16 protein-coding genes are annotated in these 17,967 nt (G+C 39.9%); 5 read left to right on the forward strand and 11 right to left on the reverse strand.

Going from position 1 to position 17,967, the window contains the following annotated elements; all coding sequences use genetic code 11:
- Window positions 1–22: 22 nt before the first annotated feature.
- Window positions 23–1,501, forward strand: a complete 1,479-nt coding sequence (gene gatA / locus G0029_RS11905) for an Asp-tRNA(Asn)/Glu-tRNA(Gln) amidotransferase subunit GatA (RefSeq protein WP_180108046.1) — start codon at window positions 23–25, stop codon at window positions 1,499–1,501.
- A complete protein-coding gene (gatB, locus tag G0029_RS11910; protein ID WP_180077314.1) occupies window positions 1,501–2,976 on the forward strand; it encodes an Asp-tRNA(Asn)/Glu-tRNA(Gln) amidotransferase subunit GatB in 1,476 nt (491 codons plus the stop codon). Before gatA ends, gatB begins: the two co-directional genes overlap by 1 nt.
- 41 nt (window positions 2,977–3,017) lie before the next feature.
- Here gatB and G0029_RS11915 read toward each other — a convergent pair whose 3' ends face one another.
- The gene (locus tag G0029_RS11915) at window positions 3,018–4,277 is read right to left on the reverse strand and encodes a hypothetical protein (protein ID WP_180108045.1); all 1,260 of its coding nucleotides are present in this window, start codon (window positions 4,275–4,277) and stop codon (window positions 3,018–3,020) included.
- A gap of 84 nt (window positions 4,278–4,361) precedes the next feature.
- On the opposite strand from G0029_RS11915, the gene G0029_RS11920 reads away from it, so the two are divergent.
- Both G0029_RS11920 and G0029_RS11925 read left to right on the forward strand, forming a co-directional pair.
- Window positions 4,362–4,979: a hypothetical protein gene (locus G0029_RS11920; protein ID WP_180110004.1), complete on the forward strand. Its 618-nt coding sequence runs from the start codon at window positions 4,362–4,364 to the stop codon at window positions 4,977–4,979.
- A gap of 347 nt (window positions 4,980–5,326) precedes the next feature.
- Complete coding sequence (locus tag G0029_RS11925; protein ID WP_180108043.1) at window positions 5,327–5,905, forward strand: DJ-1/PfpI family protein; 579 nt, start codon at window positions 5,327–5,329, stop codon at window positions 5,903–5,905.
- Window positions 5,906–6,013: 108 nt separating this feature from the next.
- Here the strand turns inward: G0029_RS11925 and G0029_RS11930 are convergent, their stop codons facing one another.
- The 4 genes from G0029_RS11930 to sbmA form a co-directional block, all read right to left on the reverse strand.
- A complete protein-coding gene (locus tag G0029_RS11930) occupies window positions 6,014–6,460 on the reverse strand; it encodes a hypothetical protein (protein ID WP_227591924.1) in 447 nt (148 codons plus the stop codon).
- 147 nt (window positions 6,461–6,607) lie between these two features.
- Window positions 6,608–7,453, reverse strand: a complete 846-nt coding sequence (locus G0029_RS11935) for a hypothetical protein (RefSeq protein WP_180110006.1) — start codon at window positions 7,451–7,453, stop codon at window positions 6,608–6,610.
- Between the two features lie 94 nt (window positions 7,454–7,547).
- Window positions 7,548–8,525, reverse strand: coding sequence for a hypothetical protein (locus tag G0029_RS11940; RefSeq protein ID WP_180110007.1), 978 nt, complete (start codon window positions 8,523–8,525; stop codon window positions 7,548–7,550).
- A 465-nt stretch (window positions 8,526–8,990) separates the two neighbouring features.
- The gene (gene sbmA, locus G0029_RS11945) at window positions 8,991–10,187 is read right to left on the reverse strand and encodes a peptide antibiotic transporter SbmA (RefSeq protein ID WP_180110008.1); all 1,197 of its coding nucleotides are present in this window, start codon (window positions 10,185–10,187) and stop codon (window positions 8,991–8,993) included.
- A gap of 459 nt (window positions 10,188–10,646) precedes the next feature.
- On the opposite strand from sbmA, the gene G0029_RS11950 reads away from it, so the two are divergent.
- On the forward strand, window positions 10,647–10,841 hold the full coding sequence (locus G0029_RS11950) for a hypothetical protein (protein WP_078189992.1): 195 nt from the start codon (window positions 10,647–10,649) through the stop codon (window positions 10,839–10,841).
- A 285-nt stretch (window positions 10,842–11,126) separates the two neighbouring features.
- Here the strand turns inward: G0029_RS11950 and G0029_RS11955 are convergent, their stop codons facing one another.
- From G0029_RS11955 to tcuA, 6 genes are read right to left on the reverse strand one after another with little or no spacing between them, the layout of a single operon-like run.
- Window positions 11,127–12,179 carry an AbrB family transcriptional regulator gene (locus G0029_RS11955; RefSeq protein ID WP_180092305.1) on the reverse strand — a complete coding sequence of 351 codons (1,053 nt, stop codon included), beginning with the start codon at window positions 12,177–12,179 and terminating at the stop codon, window positions 11,127–11,129.
- Between the two features lie 46 nt (window positions 12,180–12,225).
- Window positions 12,226–13,725, reverse strand: a complete 1,500-nt coding sequence (locus G0029_RS11960) for a tripartite tricarboxylate transporter permease (protein ID WP_180077338.1) — start codon at window positions 13,723–13,725, stop codon at window positions 12,226–12,228.
- A 13-nt stretch (window positions 13,726–13,738) separates the two neighbouring features.
- Entirely contained in the window at window positions 13,739–14,185 is a 447-nt protein-coding gene (locus G0029_RS11965; protein ID WP_180024036.1) for a tripartite tricarboxylate transporter TctB family protein, read from the reverse strand.
- 54 nt (window positions 14,186–14,239) lie between these two features.
- Complete coding sequence (locus G0029_RS11970) at window positions 14,240–15,295, reverse strand: Bug family tripartite tricarboxylate transporter substrate binding protein (protein ID WP_180108054.1); 1,056 nt, start codon at window positions 15,293–15,295, stop codon at window positions 14,240–14,242.
- 35 nt (window positions 15,296–15,330) lie between these two features.
- Window positions 15,331–16,482 carry a tricarballylate utilization 4Fe-4S protein TcuB gene (gene tcuB, locus G0029_RS11975; RefSeq protein WP_180108039.1) on the reverse strand — a complete coding sequence of 384 codons (1,152 nt, stop codon included), beginning with the start codon at window positions 16,480–16,482 and terminating at the stop codon, window positions 15,331–15,333.
- Between the two features lie 3 nt (window positions 16,483–16,485).
- Entirely contained in the window at window positions 16,486–17,880 is a 1,395-nt protein-coding gene (tcuA, locus tag G0029_RS11980) for an FAD-dependent tricarballylate dehydrogenase TcuA (RefSeq protein WP_180024033.1), read from the reverse strand.
- Window positions 17,881–17,967 lie beyond the last annotated feature (87 nt).

Below are 17,967 nucleotides of genomic sequence, written 5' to 3' on the forward strand. Positions count from 1 at the left end.
TAAACGTAAAGAAATATTTCTCATGACAGATTTACATCGCTTATCAATTCGTGAATTGTCTGAAGGTTTGGCTGGCGCTAAATTTTCTTCACGCGAATTGACTGAACACTATTTAAAACGCATTGAAAAAATCGATGCTCAAGTCAAGTCATACGTGACCGTGACAGCTGAACAAGCACTTGCGCAAGCAGATGCGGCTGATGCTGCAATTAAATCAGGCAATGCAACTGCGTTGACTGGTGTACCAATTGCACATAAAGATATTTTCTGTACCCAAGGCATTAAAACCACTGCTGGTTCTAAAATGCTGGACAATTTTATCTCTCCTTACGACGCGACCGTTGTAGCGAAAGGTAAAGCTGCGGGCCTTGTCACTTTAGGTAAAGTGAACATGGATGAATTCGCCATGGGTTCGACCTCTGAAAATTCATTTTATGGCGCAACAGCAAACCCTTGGAACTTAAACCATGTTCCGGGTGGTTCTTCAGGCGGTTCTGCTGCTGCGGTAGCGGCTGATCTTGCTCCTTTCGCAACAGGTACAGATACAGGCGGTTCAATCCGTCAACCTGCATCTTTCTGTGGTTTGACGGGTCTTAAACCAACTTACGGTCGTGTATCACGCTTCGGTATGATCGCGTATGCATCATCTTTAGACCAAGGCGGCCCAATGGCGCGTTCGGCTGAAGACTGTGCTTACCTTATGAACGTGATGGCAGGTCATGATGCGAAAGATTCAACTTCGGTTGAAAAAGACGTCGATAACTACGTGGCGAACCTCAACGGCACATCGGTAAAAGGATTACGCATTGGTATTCCGAAACAGTACTTTAATGTTGCTGGTTTAGATGCAGACGTGAAAGCACGCGTTGAAGAATCACTGAAAAAGTTAGAAGAAATGGGCGCAATCTTGGTTGAGATTGATTTGACCATGACTGATGCCTATGTTCCAACGTATTACCTGATTGCTCCTGCTGAAGCATCTTCAAACTTACAGCGTTTTGATGGTGTACGTTATGGTTACCGCTGTGAAAATCCTGTGGACTTAATGGACTTGTACAAACGTTCACGTTCTGAAGGTTTTGGTAAAGAAGTTCAGCAACGTATCCTGATTGGTACATACGCGCTTTCTGCGGGTTACTACGATGCTTATTATGTGAAAGCACAAAAAGTACGTCGTTTAATTCAACAAGACTTCTTAAAAGCATTTGAATCTGTAGACGTGATTGCTGCCCCTGCTGCACCGACAACTGCATATAAGATTGGTGCAAACCTGTCTCCTGTAGAAATGTACTTAGGTGACATCTACACCATCGCAGTGAACTTGGCAGGTCTGCCTGCGATTAACGCGCCTGTTGGTTTTGACAAAGACAATTTGCCTGTTGGCTTACAGCTGATTGGTAATTACTGGTCAGAGTCTCAATTGTTGTCTGTGGTGCATCAGTACCAACAAGCAACGGATTGGCATACACAACGCGCTGCAATTGCTGAGGAGAATGCATAATGGCTAAAAACGCTGCTAAACCAAAATCTAACCTGATTGATGGTTGGGAAGTGGTGATTGGTATTGAGATTCACACTCAGCTTGCGACCAATACTAAAATTTTCTCAGGCTCATCTACCACATTTGGTCAAGACCCAAATACACAAGCGAGCCTAGTTGACCTTGCAATGCCGGGCGTATTGCCTGTACTCAACAAAGAAGTGGTTGATCTTGCAATTCGCTTTGGTTTGGGTATCGATGCTTACATCGACCAAGCTTCTGTATTTGCACGTAAAAACTATTTCTACCCTGACTCTCCAAAAGGCTACCAAATCAGCCAAATGGACAACCCGATTGTGGGCTTGGGTCATATCGACATTCAACTTGAAGATGGTACGGTTAAGCGCATTGGCGTAACCCGTGCTCACCTTGAGGAAGATGCAGGTAAATCGATCCATGACCAATTCGAAGGTCAATCGGGTATCGATTTAAACCGTGCAGGTACGCCACTGCTTGAAATCGTATCTGAACCCGATATGCGTTCGGTTGAAGAAGCGGTTGCCTACATTAAAGCGATTCACACGCTAGTTCGCTGGTTAGGTATTTCTGACGGTAACATGGCAGAAGGTTCATTCCGCGCTGACTGTAACGTGTCTTTACGTCGTCCGGGTCAACCGTTTGGTACACGTTGCGAGCTTAAAAACCTCAACTCATTCCGTTTCATTGAGCAAGCGATTAACGTAGAAATTGAACGTCAAATGGAAATCCTAGAATGGGATGGCACCATTGATCAAGAAACACGTTTATTCGACCCTGTGAAGATGGAAACGCGTTCAATGCGTTCTAAAGAAGAAGCGAACGATTACCGCTACTTCCCAGACCCTGACTTGTTACCTGTGATCATTGCAGATGCGCAAATTGAAGCGGCACGTGCTGCATTGCCTGAGTTGCCTGCTGCACGCCGTGCGCGTTTTGTAGCTGACTTTGGCGTGACTGAGTACGATGCTCACGTGCTTACGCTTACTCGTGAAATGTCAGAGTTTTATGAAGACGTGGTGAAAGCTGCTGGCGGTGCTGCTCAAGGTAAAGTGGCTGCAAACTGGGTGATGGGCGAATTCTCAGGTGCTTTAAACAAAGCGGGCTTCGAGCTTCATGACTCTCCTGTATCTGCAGAACAGCTTGGTGGTATGATCGCGCGTATTGTGGACAATACCATTAACGGTAAGATTGCAAAGCAAGTGTTCGGCTTTATGTGGGAAGAAGGCAAAACTGCGGACGAGATTATTGCTGAAAAAGGTTTGAAACAGGAAACTGATACAGGCGCGATTGAAGCGATTATTAAAGACGTACTTGCTGCTAACGAGAAGATGGTTGAAGAGTATAAATCTGGTAAAGAGAAAGCTTTCAACGGTTTAGTTGGTCAAGTAATGAAAGCAGCGAAAGGTAAAGCCAACCCTGCACAAGTAAATGAATTGATGAAGAAATTGATTGGTTGATCTGATCTGTTTTGAAAAAACCCGCTTTAGAGCGGGTTTTCTTATAGTTCTTTTAGAATAGGAACATACATAAATGCCTCATTATTAGCTTGAATATCCATAAGATAAGAGGAGTTTTCCTTTATAGGAGGTTGTGTTAACTGCTCATTTTTAATCCAATATCTTATTTCAGATAATTCGAATTGATTTTCTTCTAGTTTAGTTAAAAGTCTTGTACTTAGATATTCACCGATTATATTAGTGTGACGCCAATATTGAGATGCTAGCGGTTTCTCTCTCACGTAATACTCATCAGAAAAAATTAGATATTTAGGTTTTAAAATACTAACCAATACACCTAAGTTTCTCCAAAAAATATATTTACTGACTTGATTTGGAAGTAAATAGGGTAAAAATTTTATACAATTAAATTTTTCATCAAAAAACAAAGCAACATGCAAGATTGAACCATCACACTTAAAGTTTAACAATGCAGTTTCAGTGTAAACCTCAAGTAATTCTTGCTTGTTTTTTATAGAATTTGAACGGCGCTTTAAATCAAGAAAATTTAATTTCAACTCCTCACTTAATCTACCATTTCTAAAAGGTCTTTCTTCTAGAAATTTAGCAGTATCTACTTTTCCATCAGATGGATAAGTTTTCTTTTTAAAAGAAAGAGTATTAAATGTATTTAAATCGATATATTCAAATGTGTAAGTAATATTAAAGTCTGAAATTATTTTGTCTGGTGTTTTTAATTGGAAACTATGTCCTACCTTGCCATTTAAATCCATACAACATTCATAAAGACGTGAATATACATATTGCATTGCGGTTACTAAATCAATTTTCTCAAGCTGGGGGTCTTTCCAGCTTCTACCTACCCATATTGCCCCATCATTATAGTGGCTTAAATTTTTCTTAGCCCAACCTACCAGTTGCTTAATCCCCAGAAATACCAACTCTTCTTGATCAATATCTAACTCTATATCTTCTTGAGACAAATATCCTATAGCTAATTTAATTTCAATCTTTGAGTACATGGGAATATCAGATTGTTTTTCTATAATATTTCTAGTATCAATAGACCATCTCATTATTGAGTCGGATCTCCACTGGCTTTGGTAATCTTGATACCAAATATCAAAATCAAATTTCTTCTGTAATTCATTTTTTTCTTTTTGAATTAGAAAAGTTACTGTTCGAGCTGTTTGCATAAAATTATTAAAATTAATGCGAAAAAGATCTGGCTCTAAATAGTTGCTAATAGCATTTTCTAAGTGTATAGCACAATCACGTAGTCTTTTATTCCAGTTTCCCATTCAAGCCCCTAAAACTTATGAAATTATTTAAAATTCAAAACATTATAAGATATATTAAATCTTAAATATTAAATCAATTTCGAAATGACCATCAAAAAAGTATCCTCTATCGCCAAACTCGAAGACTTAGGTCGCGTTCAACTTTCAAAGTCTTTCTTTTTGCGTGACTTTCTCTACAGCGAAATTGCCAATTGGTACGGCGTACCCAACTTCCCCGACCATCCTGACATTGCCATTCGCACAGGAAAAGAACTCTGCCAACAACTGCTCGAACCTCTACAAGAAAAGTTTGGACGTATCGCTATTCGTTCAGCCTATCGCTCACCAAGCGTCAACCAAATCGGCAATGAAAAAGGACACAACTGCGCGAGCAATGAGAAAAACTTTGCAAGCCATATTTGGGACTATCCTGACGCAAAAGGCTACGGTGCAACGGCGTGTATTATCATTCCCTCACTCATCGATTTAATTGAAAAAGACCCCAATAATTGGAAACAGATTGCATATTGGATTCACAATCACTTGCCATACAGTCATCTAGAATTTTTTAAAAAAGAAAATACGTTTTGTGCATTCAATATCGGTTGGCATGAGAAATCACTTAAAGAGATCAATAGCTATGTCACAGGATCTAAAGGCAAGCTGAAAGTAACGCATGAACCAAATCTAGACTATGAAAAATTTTATCCTGATTTGCTGTGATTTATCCCTCTCCCAATGGGAGAGGGAGCTTTCAAAGTGAATAAATACTTAAACGATTTTTTGGATATCCCCCCCTCTCCTTTTAGGAGATAAGCCGCAGTGCTGCGCAAGGGAGAGGTAAATATTTAACTTTTTAAAACTTTGTGAAAAACACTAAAGTCATTAATAATTGATAACAGCTAGCCTACTAGACTCATCATAATTTGAACTATAACATCCATAACTTTTTATAAATCTAAATAAAAATATACAACTAAAGAATTTACAGCCTGCTTAAAACTGTCATTTCAATATGCTAAGGTAAATGAAAAATTGATATAAATCATATTTCAACAGAGGGTTACATCATGTCAAAACAAATTCTTATGCTTGTAGGTGACTATGCTGAAGACTACGAAACCATGGTACCTTTTCAGTTTTTAGTTGGTCTTGGTTATACCGTTCATGCCGTTTGCCCTGACAAAAAAGCCGGTGACAACATTGCCACAGCGATTCATGATTTTGAAGGTGAACAAACCTATAGCGAAAAACGCGGTCATAACTTTGCCATTAACTATGACTTTGATGCAGTTAACTCAGATAACTATGTCGGCTTAGTGATTCCGGGTGGTCGTGCACCTGAATATTTACGTATGAATGCACGTGTGATTGAAATCGTACGCGAATTTGACGCAGCGAAAAAACCGATTGCAGCGGTTTGTCATGGTGCGCAAATTTTGGCAGCAGCCAATGTACTGAAAGGCCGTACATGTTCCGCTTATCCTGCATGTGCCGCCGAAGTTAAACTGGCTGGCGGTCAGTATGCAGATATTGCAGTCACGGATGCAGTGACCGACGGTCATTTAGTTACTGCTCCTGCTTGGCCTGCTCACCCTGCGTGGATGGCGCAATTTATTAAAGCATTAGGCGCGACGATTACCATTTAATGCTTGAGTCAGCAAACTAAAACGCATTGGATCATCATCCATTTAGGGTGAATCCATAAAAAATGCTCCTTGTATAAAAGGAGCATTTTTTATTTACTCAAAATAAAATTAACGAACCACACCTAACTTATTCCAAATTTCTGGGGTTAAAAATTTGGTCACCAATTTATTCAAATCGACATAACGCAGTACGCCTTGTAATTGTTGTTTAATTTCAGGCGTCTTTAATATTTCATCCCCCGTGATACTACCAAGCTCTTGAAAACTTTCGCCTACAGCCTGTAGACCGTCGGCTTTAATTACGGCCTGCGTTTGCGTAGAACATTGTTCAACCAAGATTCGTTGCATCACTTGAGCTAGATTTTTATCGAGTTGCGTTTTTTGCGCATCACTGACATTACTGTATTGTTTTAAATCTGGATGTGCTGCCAAAGCAGAAAAGGTCCATTGTAGAACTGCCGTTTTATCCGCCGCAGTAGTCGATTTCACTAAACATTGACTGAGCTGATCGACCGTCGGACTCGCCAAACTCACCTGAGTCGTTCCGAGCATCATGAGTGTCAATAAAGCCAAACCTGTTGGTCGTGAAAAACGTAGATGTAATTTTTTAGATAAACCGTAAGCCATAGACCAAACTCCCAAAACTTGAGTCACCTTTGTATCATGAAGTGCTGTATTTGCTGTTTGGTCTATGTAACTCAACTATTCATTTTTGCGAGTCGGTGCATAGATAAGAGGGTGAATCGTTGGCCTTCTATTCCAATACCAGTGAAAATATCCATGGGGAGCAAGCAAACTATGGGTAGTCAACGTCGATTTATTACTGTCACCTCGCCAACATGCAAGTGCTGCGTTACGATTATTATGGAGGTCAATAAACTCAGGATTCGAATATTTTGGCTTCGCAGGAATGTAGAGAACATCTCCCGGATTGACCCATAAATCTGCCAAGTAAATCTTGCCTAGATTTGGAAAATAGCGTCCTACTGAGATGACCAGTGGCAATTGATCCTGATCGGTCGCGCTAAAAATATGCGGAAAGTCGTGATGTTCTAAATCAGTAGCCACAAAAGGAAATAAGGTTTTTCCACTACAGTCAGGCTTACTGCCATCTAGATAGGCAAAACAATGACCTGCCATCATGCCGTATTCATAATGAATCTCTGACAGTCGTTTTTGATTTGAATGAATCTGAATCGCTTCACCTGCCTGAACTAAGGTGATACCAAAAGCTGCCGCGGTTTCTTTGCTTGCCACCAATGGCATAAACTCGAAGTGTTGCCCTTCAAATTCAAGCTCCGTTTGCTCCCCCCAATTGGTAATTTTAGTCGAAATTTCAGAAGGAACCGCGTAGGCATTTCCCATCGTCATTTTCGCATTGGTGGGTGACTCGATAATTAAATCAATCCCCGCCCCAAGCGACGCTAAATATGTTGGATGCCCTCGATCATTCAAAAAGAAGGGTGTTTGCTCGATATTGACTGTAATTTCTGTCAATTCACGGTCAAATAATGGTGCATTAAAATAAGTTTCATTTACTGAACTCATGGTTTTTCCTTATTATTTTTAAAACTTTATCTGAGTACATCATTGGATCAGGATAAAGGCTTATTTCCCCAAATGGCTTTTATCCTGTTGAAGTTTATTTCATACGATTCAACATATTTTTTGCCCCTGCATGGTTATAGTTGGTCGCTAAGTTTTGTAAGATGCCTTTTGCTCTTGCATTGGCGTTTGGATAACTTTTGCTATATGCAGGCACTGAGGTTAAGCATTTTGCAACGAGCATACCTGATTCAGCATAGGCTCTATTGGCATTTGCACCATTTAATTTGCCATAGCTATAAGCGCGCTGTGCATTATTACAAGCGGTGACTTGGTTTTTTCCGGCATTCAGATCGCGTCGTGCATTGACATATAAGCGCATTTGTATCTGCTGAGATGTTTCAGCAACTGGTTTCACTATAGGTTTGTTTTCAGGCTCTTTGGCTTTGGTTTCTTTTTTAGTCTCTACTTCTTTTTTTGCTTCATCTTTCGCATTGCTTTTTGTTGTCGTTGCTTTTGCTTTTGCTTTGCTTGGTGTGGCTTTTTTAGCTACAGTTTCTTCTTGTTTATTATAGTTTTTGCGACGTTCTTCGGGTCCAATAATTGCTGTATACAAACTCACTAAGCGGGTTTCAGAACGGTCATTTGATTTACGCTCTGAAACGGGTTCAATAGCAACCATCCAACGTTGTCCATCTGCCTGACTACACTGAAACACACCTGTGCTCTGTTTTATACTGCTATAGGTCGCTAATAATTTACGACTCCATGCATTTTTGACTTGGTTCAAATTGCTTTTATTCAGTTGAATAAATTTGCCATTTTTGGCTTGGCAGTAACTGCTCATATTTTGCTTGGGTATGAGCGATTCTGCTTCCATATTTTTGTTTTGTGGTCCCCAATCATAGACGTATTCTTTCGCCTTGCCATTTGAGCTATTTAGCCCTTTTTGATTGATCACTTCTTGTGGTGATGCATAATGATTAAATGAATTTGGGTTTAAACTCTGCATGGTGGTACAACCATGTAATGCAAATCCAATACTCCCCACCCATAAAATTGCCTTTAAATTCACAGCAAAAATCTCAAAAAATTCACCCTTAAAAAATAGCGTAATTTAGTGCCTTTCACAATTTTATAATCTTGATTTTATTTATTATTTTTATAAATTTAATCACTAAAATCGTACACGTTTGAGATGTGTGCATATGTTGTTCATTTTAATTTGATGAATTTCACATTTTATTTAAGTGTATTTGTTTATCCTTGGTGAACGGTCATCATCGTTCCCTTTTAGGTTATTTCGCAAGCATTTATGTATCGCTATGTGCTTATCAAATCTGCCATCAGAACAAGCCTCTATTATTAATAATAATATAAAGCTGGGCCTATCCATGATTCGAGCGACAATATGGAATCGAGTAAAAAAACAGCTCATCTAAAAATATTAATCTATTGATTTTATTGAAATATATTAACTTAAAATTAAAGTCATAAAAAAACCTGCATTTTAGTGCAGGTCTATTTTAAACTTATAAAATCAATTATTAATTTTTTCTTCAAACGCTCTTAAACGCTTATAAATAGAAATCAGTTCGATAATGGTTGTCCATGAGGAAATCAGGTATTGGAAGGAATCACGTACACGCCCAAAGACATTTAAAATTTGCATTAATATACCGAGCGTGATTGTTCCCGCTGCAATACTTGGGAACAATATAAAGAACCCATAAATATTATCAAGCTGCATATACCAAATACGAACTAGGTTGAAATAAGCATAGTGAAAATACAGTCTAAAATAATTAAATCGGACTTTACCAAATAATTCTTTTAATGTGAGAAGGTCTGCTCGATCTGCATAATCTTCACCATAAACTAATTCTTTACGATATGCTGCTTCGACTTTTTGATTATTAAACTCCAAACCCGGTAGTTTATAACCCACCAGCATTAAAATAACTGTCCCTAATACTGCCCAAAGAACTGCAGCCCAAACCAATGCATAGGCGATTTCCCCCACGACAGGTAATTTCTTTACATGTGTTGATAAAGTTAACAGCACAGGTAGAAATGCAATTAAGGTCATCACCGATTCAACTAAGCTAACCCCAAGTCCTTCTGTGGTTTTTGCAAAGCGCATCGTGTCTTCTTGAATACGCTGTGAGGCACCTTCGATGGTTCTCAGTTTTTTCCAATGCGCTGTATAAAAGTCATTCATTGCGGTACGCCAACGAAAAACATAATGACTGACGAAAAACAGGTTCAATACCGCCAGTGTGACATACACCATGGCCACATAGAGAAAAGTCAGCGTCTCTGAATATAGCGTCGCCACTTCGCCCCCACCACCTGAAAGCATCTTCTGGATCAGATCATAGAATGGGTTATACCAAGCATTGATCACGACATTACATTCCACACTAAACCAAACATTAAATAGGATAAATGCGGTTCCCCACACCGACCATCGCTGCCAAGGATTATCTGATTTAATCTTCCAAAAGGCTGCAAAAAGCGCCGTTGCTACAAAAAACCAAGCATAGAACCATAAAAATTGGGGGCTCCAAAATCGGCTAATACCAATAGGCAGTTCTGCTTGATGATAATTTGCAGGTAAACCGAACATCGTACCCCAACTATTGCCACCGCTATACCACAAGGCAATATTGATCACGAACCATATAAGGAATGATCCAAAAAACCATTTTGGATTTGGAAAAAAAGATTTAAACATTGGTCCTACATTTCCCTGAATCTTTGTTTTTAGTTTGAGTTGCTGATGATAAGTTTTATTTCATTAATTTTCTTGTTCAGATTGAAGATTTAACGCTGTTTAATCTGAAATTTAACAATCAAATACAAGACGACACATCATTCTGTTAGCTTAAGCATGAAAACTGAAGTTCACCTTAAATTCAATATTGATCATGCCCTTTTGATGATCTGGTCATTGTTTGTGGAACAAAAGACACATCTTAGGACATATAATTACAGTTAAAAAGTTTGTCATATTTTAAAATTATTTTTGATATCAATATATTAAAAACCCATAATTTATTTAACCATTATTTAAACTTAAGTTATGGAATTCTCTAAAATATTTTCTGCGATGTAGCTCACGTCATTTACAAAACATGTTTCTTCACCAATAATATGCTAAGTTCAATTAACAACCTATGCTTGGGGAAGTAAAATGGAAAGCGCAATTGTTGAATTACTCAAACCAATTACATTAAATAAAGAAAATTGCAGTCCTTTGGTTTTTGAAACTGGTACCGTTCTAAAAGTGATTATGCAAACGCCAGAAGGCCTTTTGGTAAGTAATGATGACAAATTTAACTTTATGATTTCATTGAAAGATAAGAATGAAGTTTGGCGCGAAATTTAATTTTGACGTTAAATCTTTAAATCTTCGAATTTGCATAATAATGAAATTTAAAATTTACTGATCTAAAACGGCATTAAAATAATAAGGGACTGACGAGAGCAGTCCTGAATCAAATTGATCCCTCTTGCTCATCTTCACTTTCAAACCATCATTTAAGACCCTTTTCTCAACTATCTTTCATTAATCTCATTTTTTTCTAACTTCTACTCCCCTTTATTTCAAATGCAATCTATAGAAAGTGTTCTATTTAATTCATCTGAATCAAAGATCGAATTGAGTGGACGATTAAGGCTTATCTGTTGTTTTAAAAAATATTTTTTTGCTCAATTGATAGAAATAATTGGTGGTCAATATCACAAAAATCAGCCGTGATAGTTGAAACGCAACCACGATAGGCACAGCTAATCCAAGGGCTTTTGCCATTAAAGACATTTCTGCAATGCCGCCGGGAGATAAGCCTAAAACTAAAATCTTCCCATTAGCATGACTGATATACATCAAGAACAATGCAAACAGGATGGATAATCCTAATGCCAACAAATTCAAAATGGTCGTGATGGCGATGAATTTTTTATGGCTTTTTAAAAAGCCAAAAGGAAACTTTGTGCCTAATGACCAACCTATACATATTTGTCCAAAGGCCGTAAACCACGTCGGAAATTTTAATTCCAATGCTCCGAAAAATGAAAGAAATCCCACCATAACTAATGGTCCGAGAACCCACGCATTTAATACATTGAATTTTTGAAATATTTGCGCAATCAAGCAGGCTAGAGCAAATAAAAGAAGAATTTGCACAATTCCAAAGTGATCAATGATGTGTGGGTCTAGACTCACCCAATGAATATCAAATAATGCTGCTAAAACGATTGGTACAAGCACCACAAGTGCCACAATTCTTAAACTATGTGCAGCAACGACTTTATCTACTTGCGCATGGTGATGTTCTGCGATATTCACCATTTCACTGGCACTGCCGATTGCAGAAGAAAACCACGCCGTTGCCCAATCTAAACCATTGATACGATATTGTAATCCTGCGATAAGTGTTCCCAAAATCAATGACCATAAGATGCCGAGTACGATAAATATCCAATAGGCAGAAATAGCATGGACTAGCGCTGGGGTAAAATATAGTCCCAAAACCATACCAATAATGACTTGTCCCACTTTACGCCAATGCGGTGAACATGTGAGTGGTTGGCCTATACAACCAAACAATAAAGCCGCGAGTAATGGCCCGAGCAACCACGGTAAAGGGAGATGAAGTAAATTTGCGATGAGCGCACCGATCAGTGCGCATACCAATCCTTTGGCATTTAATTTTATTATTTCCATATGATCTAACAGCAATGGTCAGACTCGCTGACCATTGCTTCTCCATTTAAGCTTTTTGCTTCTTAATGAATAGATATTTACGGACGATTGGCAAGATCAACAACAGTGCTGACATGACCCATAGTCCCATACTGATGTTACTGCTCCACAGAATACTGAGCTCACCTTGAGAAATGGAGAGTGCACGTCGTAGATTTGACTCCATCAATTCACCCAGTACAAAACCAAGAATCAGAGGTGCCAATGGAAAATCAAATTTTCGAAGGATATATCCAACAATACCGAGCCCCATACAAAGCACAAGATCGAAAACAGTGCTATGAATTGCAAATACCCCAACAAAGCTGACGGTTGCAATAATAGGAATCAAAATATAGCTTGGAATCGAAAGTAAACGCGCAAAGAAGCCAACTAAAGGTAAGTTCAATACCAATAAGATAATATTCCCCACCATTAAGGATGCAATCAATGCCCAAACCAATACAGGCTGCTCTGTAAATAACTGCGGACCTGGAGTAATGTTATACATGGTCAAAGCCCCCATCATGACCGCAGTTGTTCCAGAACCCGGCACACCTAAAGTCAACATTGGGACAAAAGAACCACATGCTGCCGCGTTATTAGCACTTTCTGGCGCGGCCAAACCACGTAGATCACCTTTACCAAATTTACTACTGTCACCCGCCATTTTCCGTTCAGTGGTATACGCCATGGCACTCGCCACACTGGCACCCGCACCCGGTAAAATCCCTGAGAAAAACCCAATCAAGGATCCACGAATCATGGTGGCTAAAGCACTCAGAAACTCTTTGACATTAAATAATGAGCGTTTTCCTTGTTCTAAAACCACTTTGCCCATCGTGGTCCGTTCAAGCAGCAGTAAAATTTCACTGATACTAAATAAACCAATCACCACAGTTGTAAAGGCAATGCCGTCACTTAAACCCACACTATCAAATGTAAAACGATAAACACCAGTAATCGCATCCATACCCACGGTCGAAATTGCCAGACCGATCAGCGCCATGATTAACGTTTTAAATGGTTGCGTGCTGACTAAACCGGTCAAGCACACAATTGCAAAAACCATCAAGGCAAAGTATTCCGCTGGTCCAAAGGAAACCGCCCATCGTGCCAAAATCGGAGCAAATAAAACAATCCCAATAAAGGCAATCGTACTACCTATAAATGAGCTAACAGATGAAAGGGATAAAGCAATACCTGCCTTACCTTGCTGAGCCAAAGGATAACCATCTAAAGTGGTCATAATTGCACCCGCATCGCCCGGCACATTCAGCAAAATTGCGGAAATTCGTCCACCATACTCACAACCGAGATAAACAGCTGCCAATAAAATTAAGGCACTATCAACGGGTAATCCTAAGGCATAGGCAAAAGGTAATAAGATGGCAACACCATTGATTGGACCCAATCCCGGCAACAGTCCGACAATCGTTCCAATAAATGCACCAATAAAAGCAATGAGTAAGTTTTGTGGTTGTAAGGCAACTTCAAAACCTGTCATTAAGAAATTAAATATGTCCATGTCGTTGTCATCCCTAACCCAAGAAGCCTAGTGGCAATGGCACATCCAAAACACGGTCAAACAGATAGTAGGTACTCATACTCAGCACCAAACCCGTAATAACAACTGGTACTGTTTTCCCGTTAAAAAGTTTCCCAACCGCGATGGTCATCAGTAGCGTTGCTGCAATAAATCCCAACCATTCGAAGCAAAGCGCATACAGTGACAATGCCAATGTACATAGAACAAGTTTGCCGATTAAATGCTTAGTCCAACCTAGTTCAACAGGTTCAAACATCATGGCTGGGCGCACAGTCAAATAAATGGCACTCACTGTAATTAAACCCATCAGTAAAATTGGAAAGGCTTTCGGTCCTACAGGGTCGTAGGAAATCGGCGCTTCAAAATTGCATGCGTAAATTAATAAGAAAAAACCGCAGACCGCAATGATGGCCGTAAGAATCCGTTCAGATTTCATCATCTATCCTCGAAAACAAAAAACTGAGTTGAAAAGGCATTCAACTCAGCGTATTTGTTATTTTGATAATTTATATTCTTCTGATAATTGACGCATTTCAGCCGTTTGCTTATAGACATAAGCACTAATTTCTTCACCTGTTAATTCAAATGGCAACAGATCCTGATTTTCTCGAACGGCATCAAATTTCTGATTGGTCATCATTTTATCAAAGGCATTTTTCCACCATGCATATGCCTCATCACTGACCTTTGGCCCCATGTAGAAACCACGAATCACAGGCCATTCCAAGTCATAACCTTGTTCCTTCGCGGTTAATAAGTTAGAAAATTTACCCGCTAAACGTTTATCTGAAAACACTGCTAGAACGCGGATATTGCCCGCTTCGAGATGTGAGCCAATTTCACTCACATTCCCCACACCCACTTGAATATGTTGACCTAACAAGGCTGTTAATACTTCGCCACCGCCTTCGAGAGCTACAAAACTCATATTGGCAGGATTTACCCCAGCCTTTTTAGCCAAAATTGCCGTTTGCATCCAATCTTGACCACCCACACTACCAGCACCACCAAAACTGATCCCTTTTGGATTTTCTTTTAGCGCCTTCATCAGATCATCCAGTGTTTTTAATGGCGAATCCTTATGCACTGCCACTAAACCGTAATCAACAGCTACACCCGAAAGCCACTTCACATCCTTCTCAGTAAAATTACCAAATTTACCTTGAGCCAAATTCAGTAAAGAACCAGTTGAAAATGCGATGACCGCATTGTTATTTGCTGGATCATTATTCACGATTTTATTGTAAGCAACGGCCCCAACGCCGCCTGGCATATAGGTCACACGCATAGGGTCTTTTAATACTTCTGTTTCTTTAAAGCCGGATTGGATCAGCTTACAGGTCATATCAAAACCACCACCCGGCTTTGCAGGTGCAATACATTCTGCACGTTTTGGATGACCAGGATCTTTTGAGGCATTGCCTGTGCCGCAGCCAACGACTGCAATACTGGTGCAAGCGACGGCTAACCATTTTAATTTCTTCATTGTTAAAATATCCTTATAGCGTTGTAGTCCATTTAAAAATTCAATTTTCTTACCTATAGCCATCATCGACCTCCATGGTCCGGTTGTGGTTTGGGTGCTTACTTGGTTTTTGAATTCGTTTGAAGTTTTGCGACACGTTCTTCGACGGCAAATTTTAGTAATGCGGCACTTCGGTAAAAGCCGTGCGCAAACTTACCAAAAGGGATCGTCAAGAAGAAAGTCATAACGGTTGCAAGATGAACAATCAGCAAGAGAGCCATTGCGGAACTATCGCGAAATGCCAATAGCGCCAGACCTGTAATGCTGATCAGCAATAAAAGGAAGATAAAACCACGGTCCATAGGTTTTTGTTTTGCATCACCATGCATCGGATGTCGTTTAATATTGAGATGAAGCAGCCCGATCGGTCCAATGATCAGACCAATACCGCCCAATGTACCTAAAATCACCGGTAAACTGGTGTAGGCATACGGTGCTTCTAAGCCTAAAAAGTAGTGATACATCGTCGCGACACTGGTTGCCATAAAGCAAAGTAAAAATCCATACATCGTAAAGTGATGGAAAACACGGCGGATTTGTGTATAACGATCATCTTCCTCATTACAGCCTTTACCATGTCCACCATCTAAATATTTTAAGGTCAGGACATTTTTTGACGCTTGTAAGATATCGGGTTGTGCAACACCCTCTGGAATAATTTTTGAGGTTTGTTTCCAAAATTTTGCAATTCCCAAACCCAAAAGTACAAAAGCCAAAATAAACACAGAGCCAAATAACACGGCAAGAAAGTTATGCGGAAAAATTGCATAAAAATCCCCTTGATATTGACCAAAGATATTGGTGCCATTGAGCCAAACACCCAACAGCATCAGTAATGCAAAAAATACTGACATCGCAGAAACTAGCGGAATTCCGGTATTTTTATAAATCGCGCCAAAAGATGCAGGAACTGCAAATTCTTGATAGGTTTCTAGGCGGACTTGTGCCATGGCTTGAGGAATATTGACGCCAAATTCATGCGGAGGCGCATACTGACAGGCATGTAAACATGCGCCACAGTTGTGACATAAATTTGCCATGTAATGAATATCGGCTTGAGTAAACTCTAGTCTTTTGGTCATTGCAGGGAAAACCGCACAGAATGTTTCGCAGTAACGACATGCATTACAAATCTGTAAAGCCTGTTTTACTTGTTGTTCATGATCCGTGAGCTGTACAACTGGAATTAAGTTTTTAACATTTGCATTCATTCTTTAAACTCCCAGTTTAAACGCAGCTTGAGCCGCATTTTTTCCTGCAATTCGACCAAATGTCGTTCCAATCGACATACCTACACCGGCTGTATAGCCTTGCCCAAGTACATTGCCTGCCATCATTTCGCCTGCAACAAATAGATTTGGACTTGCGACATTTTCAAAGCGCACAGCGGCATCATCTTCGACTTTTAAGCCCAGATAGGTGAAAGTAATGCCTGGACGTAATGCGTAGGCATAATATGGCGGTTGGTTTAAAGGAACAGCCCAATGTGTTTTTGCGGGCGTTAAATTCTCGGTATGGCAATTATCCAGTACGGTGTGATTAAACTCACCCGCTACACAGGCTTGGTTATAGTCCTTCACAGTTTGAACTAAAGTCGCAACATCTAGATTTAATTTTTCTGCCAATTCTTCGATCGTATCTGCCTTAGTACCTTCAAAAACTGGTGGCATAAAACGCCCAACCGATTTTGAATCAATAATTGAATACGCAATCTGACTTGGCTGTTTTGCAACTAAACGCCCCCAAATGGCATAACGTTTCGGCCAGAAATCTTCGCCTTCATCATAAAAACGTTGCGCATTTTTATTGACCACGATGCCGAGTGAAACACAGTCAATACGGGTGCAAATGCCACCATCGTAGAGCGGTGCGCGGGCATCAACTGCGACACAATGTGATTGAGATGGGTCGCCAATAATATCTGCACCCTGATCAATCATGAACTTTAATAAGTTGCCTTGGTTAAAACGTGTGCCTCGTATAATGAAATGATCTGCAGGCCATTCGCCATTTTCATTTTGTCCCCACGCTTCTTTTAACCATTCGCGATTGGATTCAAATCCACCTGCAGCTAATACACATGAAGCGCCGTCAAAACGCGTGCCATCTTCAGCAATTGCAGCAATAAATGTCCCATCTTCAATAATCAGTTCATTGATTTTTGTGTTGTAGCGAATCTCGACCCCTAAATCTTTTGCACTTCTAAAATAGGCATTCACCAAAGCTTTACCACCGCCCATAAAAAATGCATTGGTCCGTGCTACATGTAAGGCACCTGATAACGGTGGTTGAAAATTTACCCCATGTTGACGCATCCAATTACGGCAAGTTGCCGTGGTGCGAATCACTAAACGCGCTAAATGCTCATTGGTTTTACCTGCAGTCACTTTGAGTAAGTCCTGCCAATATTCTTCTTCTGGATAGGCATCAACTAACACATCTTGAGGTTCATCATGCATACAACGCAGGTTACGGGTATGTTGTGAATTTCCACCGCGCCATTCCTTTGGTGCTGCTTCTAACAATAAAACTGAAGCGCCAGCCTCCCTTGCTGTCAATGCTGCACATAAAGCGGCATTCCCACCGCCAATTACAATTACATCATGCATTCGATGTCTTCCCTTTCGAATTTGATGTAATTTAAGACCAAAACTGCCTAGCGCTGTGATAGGCAACTTTTAAATAGGTGTTTAGTA

The organism is Acinetobacter sp. YH12138, from assembly GCF_015218525.1.
In the GTDB taxonomy this organism is placed as follows: Bacteria; Pseudomonadota; Gammaproteobacteria; order Pseudomonadales; family Moraxellaceae; genus Acinetobacter; species Acinetobacter amyesii.

What these genes read in the sequence shown, in the direction of transcription:
- G0029_RS11950 (WP_078189992.1), top strand. Translation starts at nt 10,647, where the DNA reads ATGGAAAGCGCAATTGTTGAATTACTCAAACCAATTACATTAAATAAA.
- G0029_RS11925 (WP_180108043.1), top strand. Translation starts at nt 5,327, where the DNA reads ATGTCAAAACAAATTCTTATGCTTGTAGGTGACTATGCTGAAGACTAC.
- gatB (WP_180077314.1), top strand. Translation starts at nt 1,501, where the DNA reads ATGGCTAAAAACGCTGCTAAACCAAAATCTAACCTGATTGATGGTTGG.
- G0029_RS11965 (WP_180024036.1), bottom strand. Translation starts at nt 14,185, where the DNA reads ATGATGAAATCTGAACGGATTCTTACGGCCATCATTGCGGTCTGCGGT.
- sbmA (WP_180110008.1), bottom strand. Translation starts at nt 10,187, where the DNA reads ATGTTTAAATCTTTTTTTCCAAATCCAAAATGGTTTTTTGGATCATTC.
- G0029_RS11955 (WP_180092305.1), bottom strand. Translation starts at nt 12,179, where the DNA reads ATGGAAATAATAAAATTAAATGCCAAAGGATTGGTATGCGCACTGATC.
- G0029_RS11915 (WP_180108045.1), bottom strand. Translation starts at nt 4,277, where the DNA reads ATGGGAAACTGGAATAAAAGACTACGTGATTGTGCTATACACTTAGAA.
- G0029_RS11935 (WP_180110006.1), bottom strand. Translation starts at nt 7,453, where the DNA reads ATGAGTTCAGTAAATGAAACTTATTTTAATGCACCATTATTTGACCGT.
- G0029_RS11930 (WP_227591924.1), bottom strand. Translation starts at nt 6,460, where the DNA reads ATGATGCTCGGAACGACTCAGGTGAGTTTGGCGAGTCCGACGGTCGAT.
- tcuA (WP_180024033.1), bottom strand. Translation starts at nt 17,880, where the DNA reads ATGCATGATGTAATTGTAATTGGCGGTGGGAATGCCGCTTTATGTGCA.
- tcuB (WP_180108039.1), bottom strand. Translation starts at nt 16,482, where the DNA reads ATGAATGCAAATGTTAAAAACTTAATTCCAGTTGTACAGCTCACGGAT.
- G0029_RS11970 (WP_180108054.1), bottom strand. Translation starts at nt 15,295, where the DNA reads ATGGCTATAGGTAAGAAAATTGAATTTTTAAATGGACTACAACGCTAT.
- G0029_RS11920 (WP_180110004.1), top strand. Translation starts at nt 4,362, where the DNA reads ATGACCATCAAAAAAGTATCCTCTATCGCCAAACTCGAAGACTTAGGT.
- gatA (WP_180108046.1), top strand. Translation starts at nt 23, where the DNA reads ATGACAGATTTACATCGCTTATCAATTCGTGAATTGTCTGAAGGTTTG.
- G0029_RS11960 (WP_180077338.1), bottom strand. Translation starts at nt 13,725, where the DNA reads ATGGACATATTTAATTTCTTAATGACAGGTTTTGAAGTTGCCTTACAA.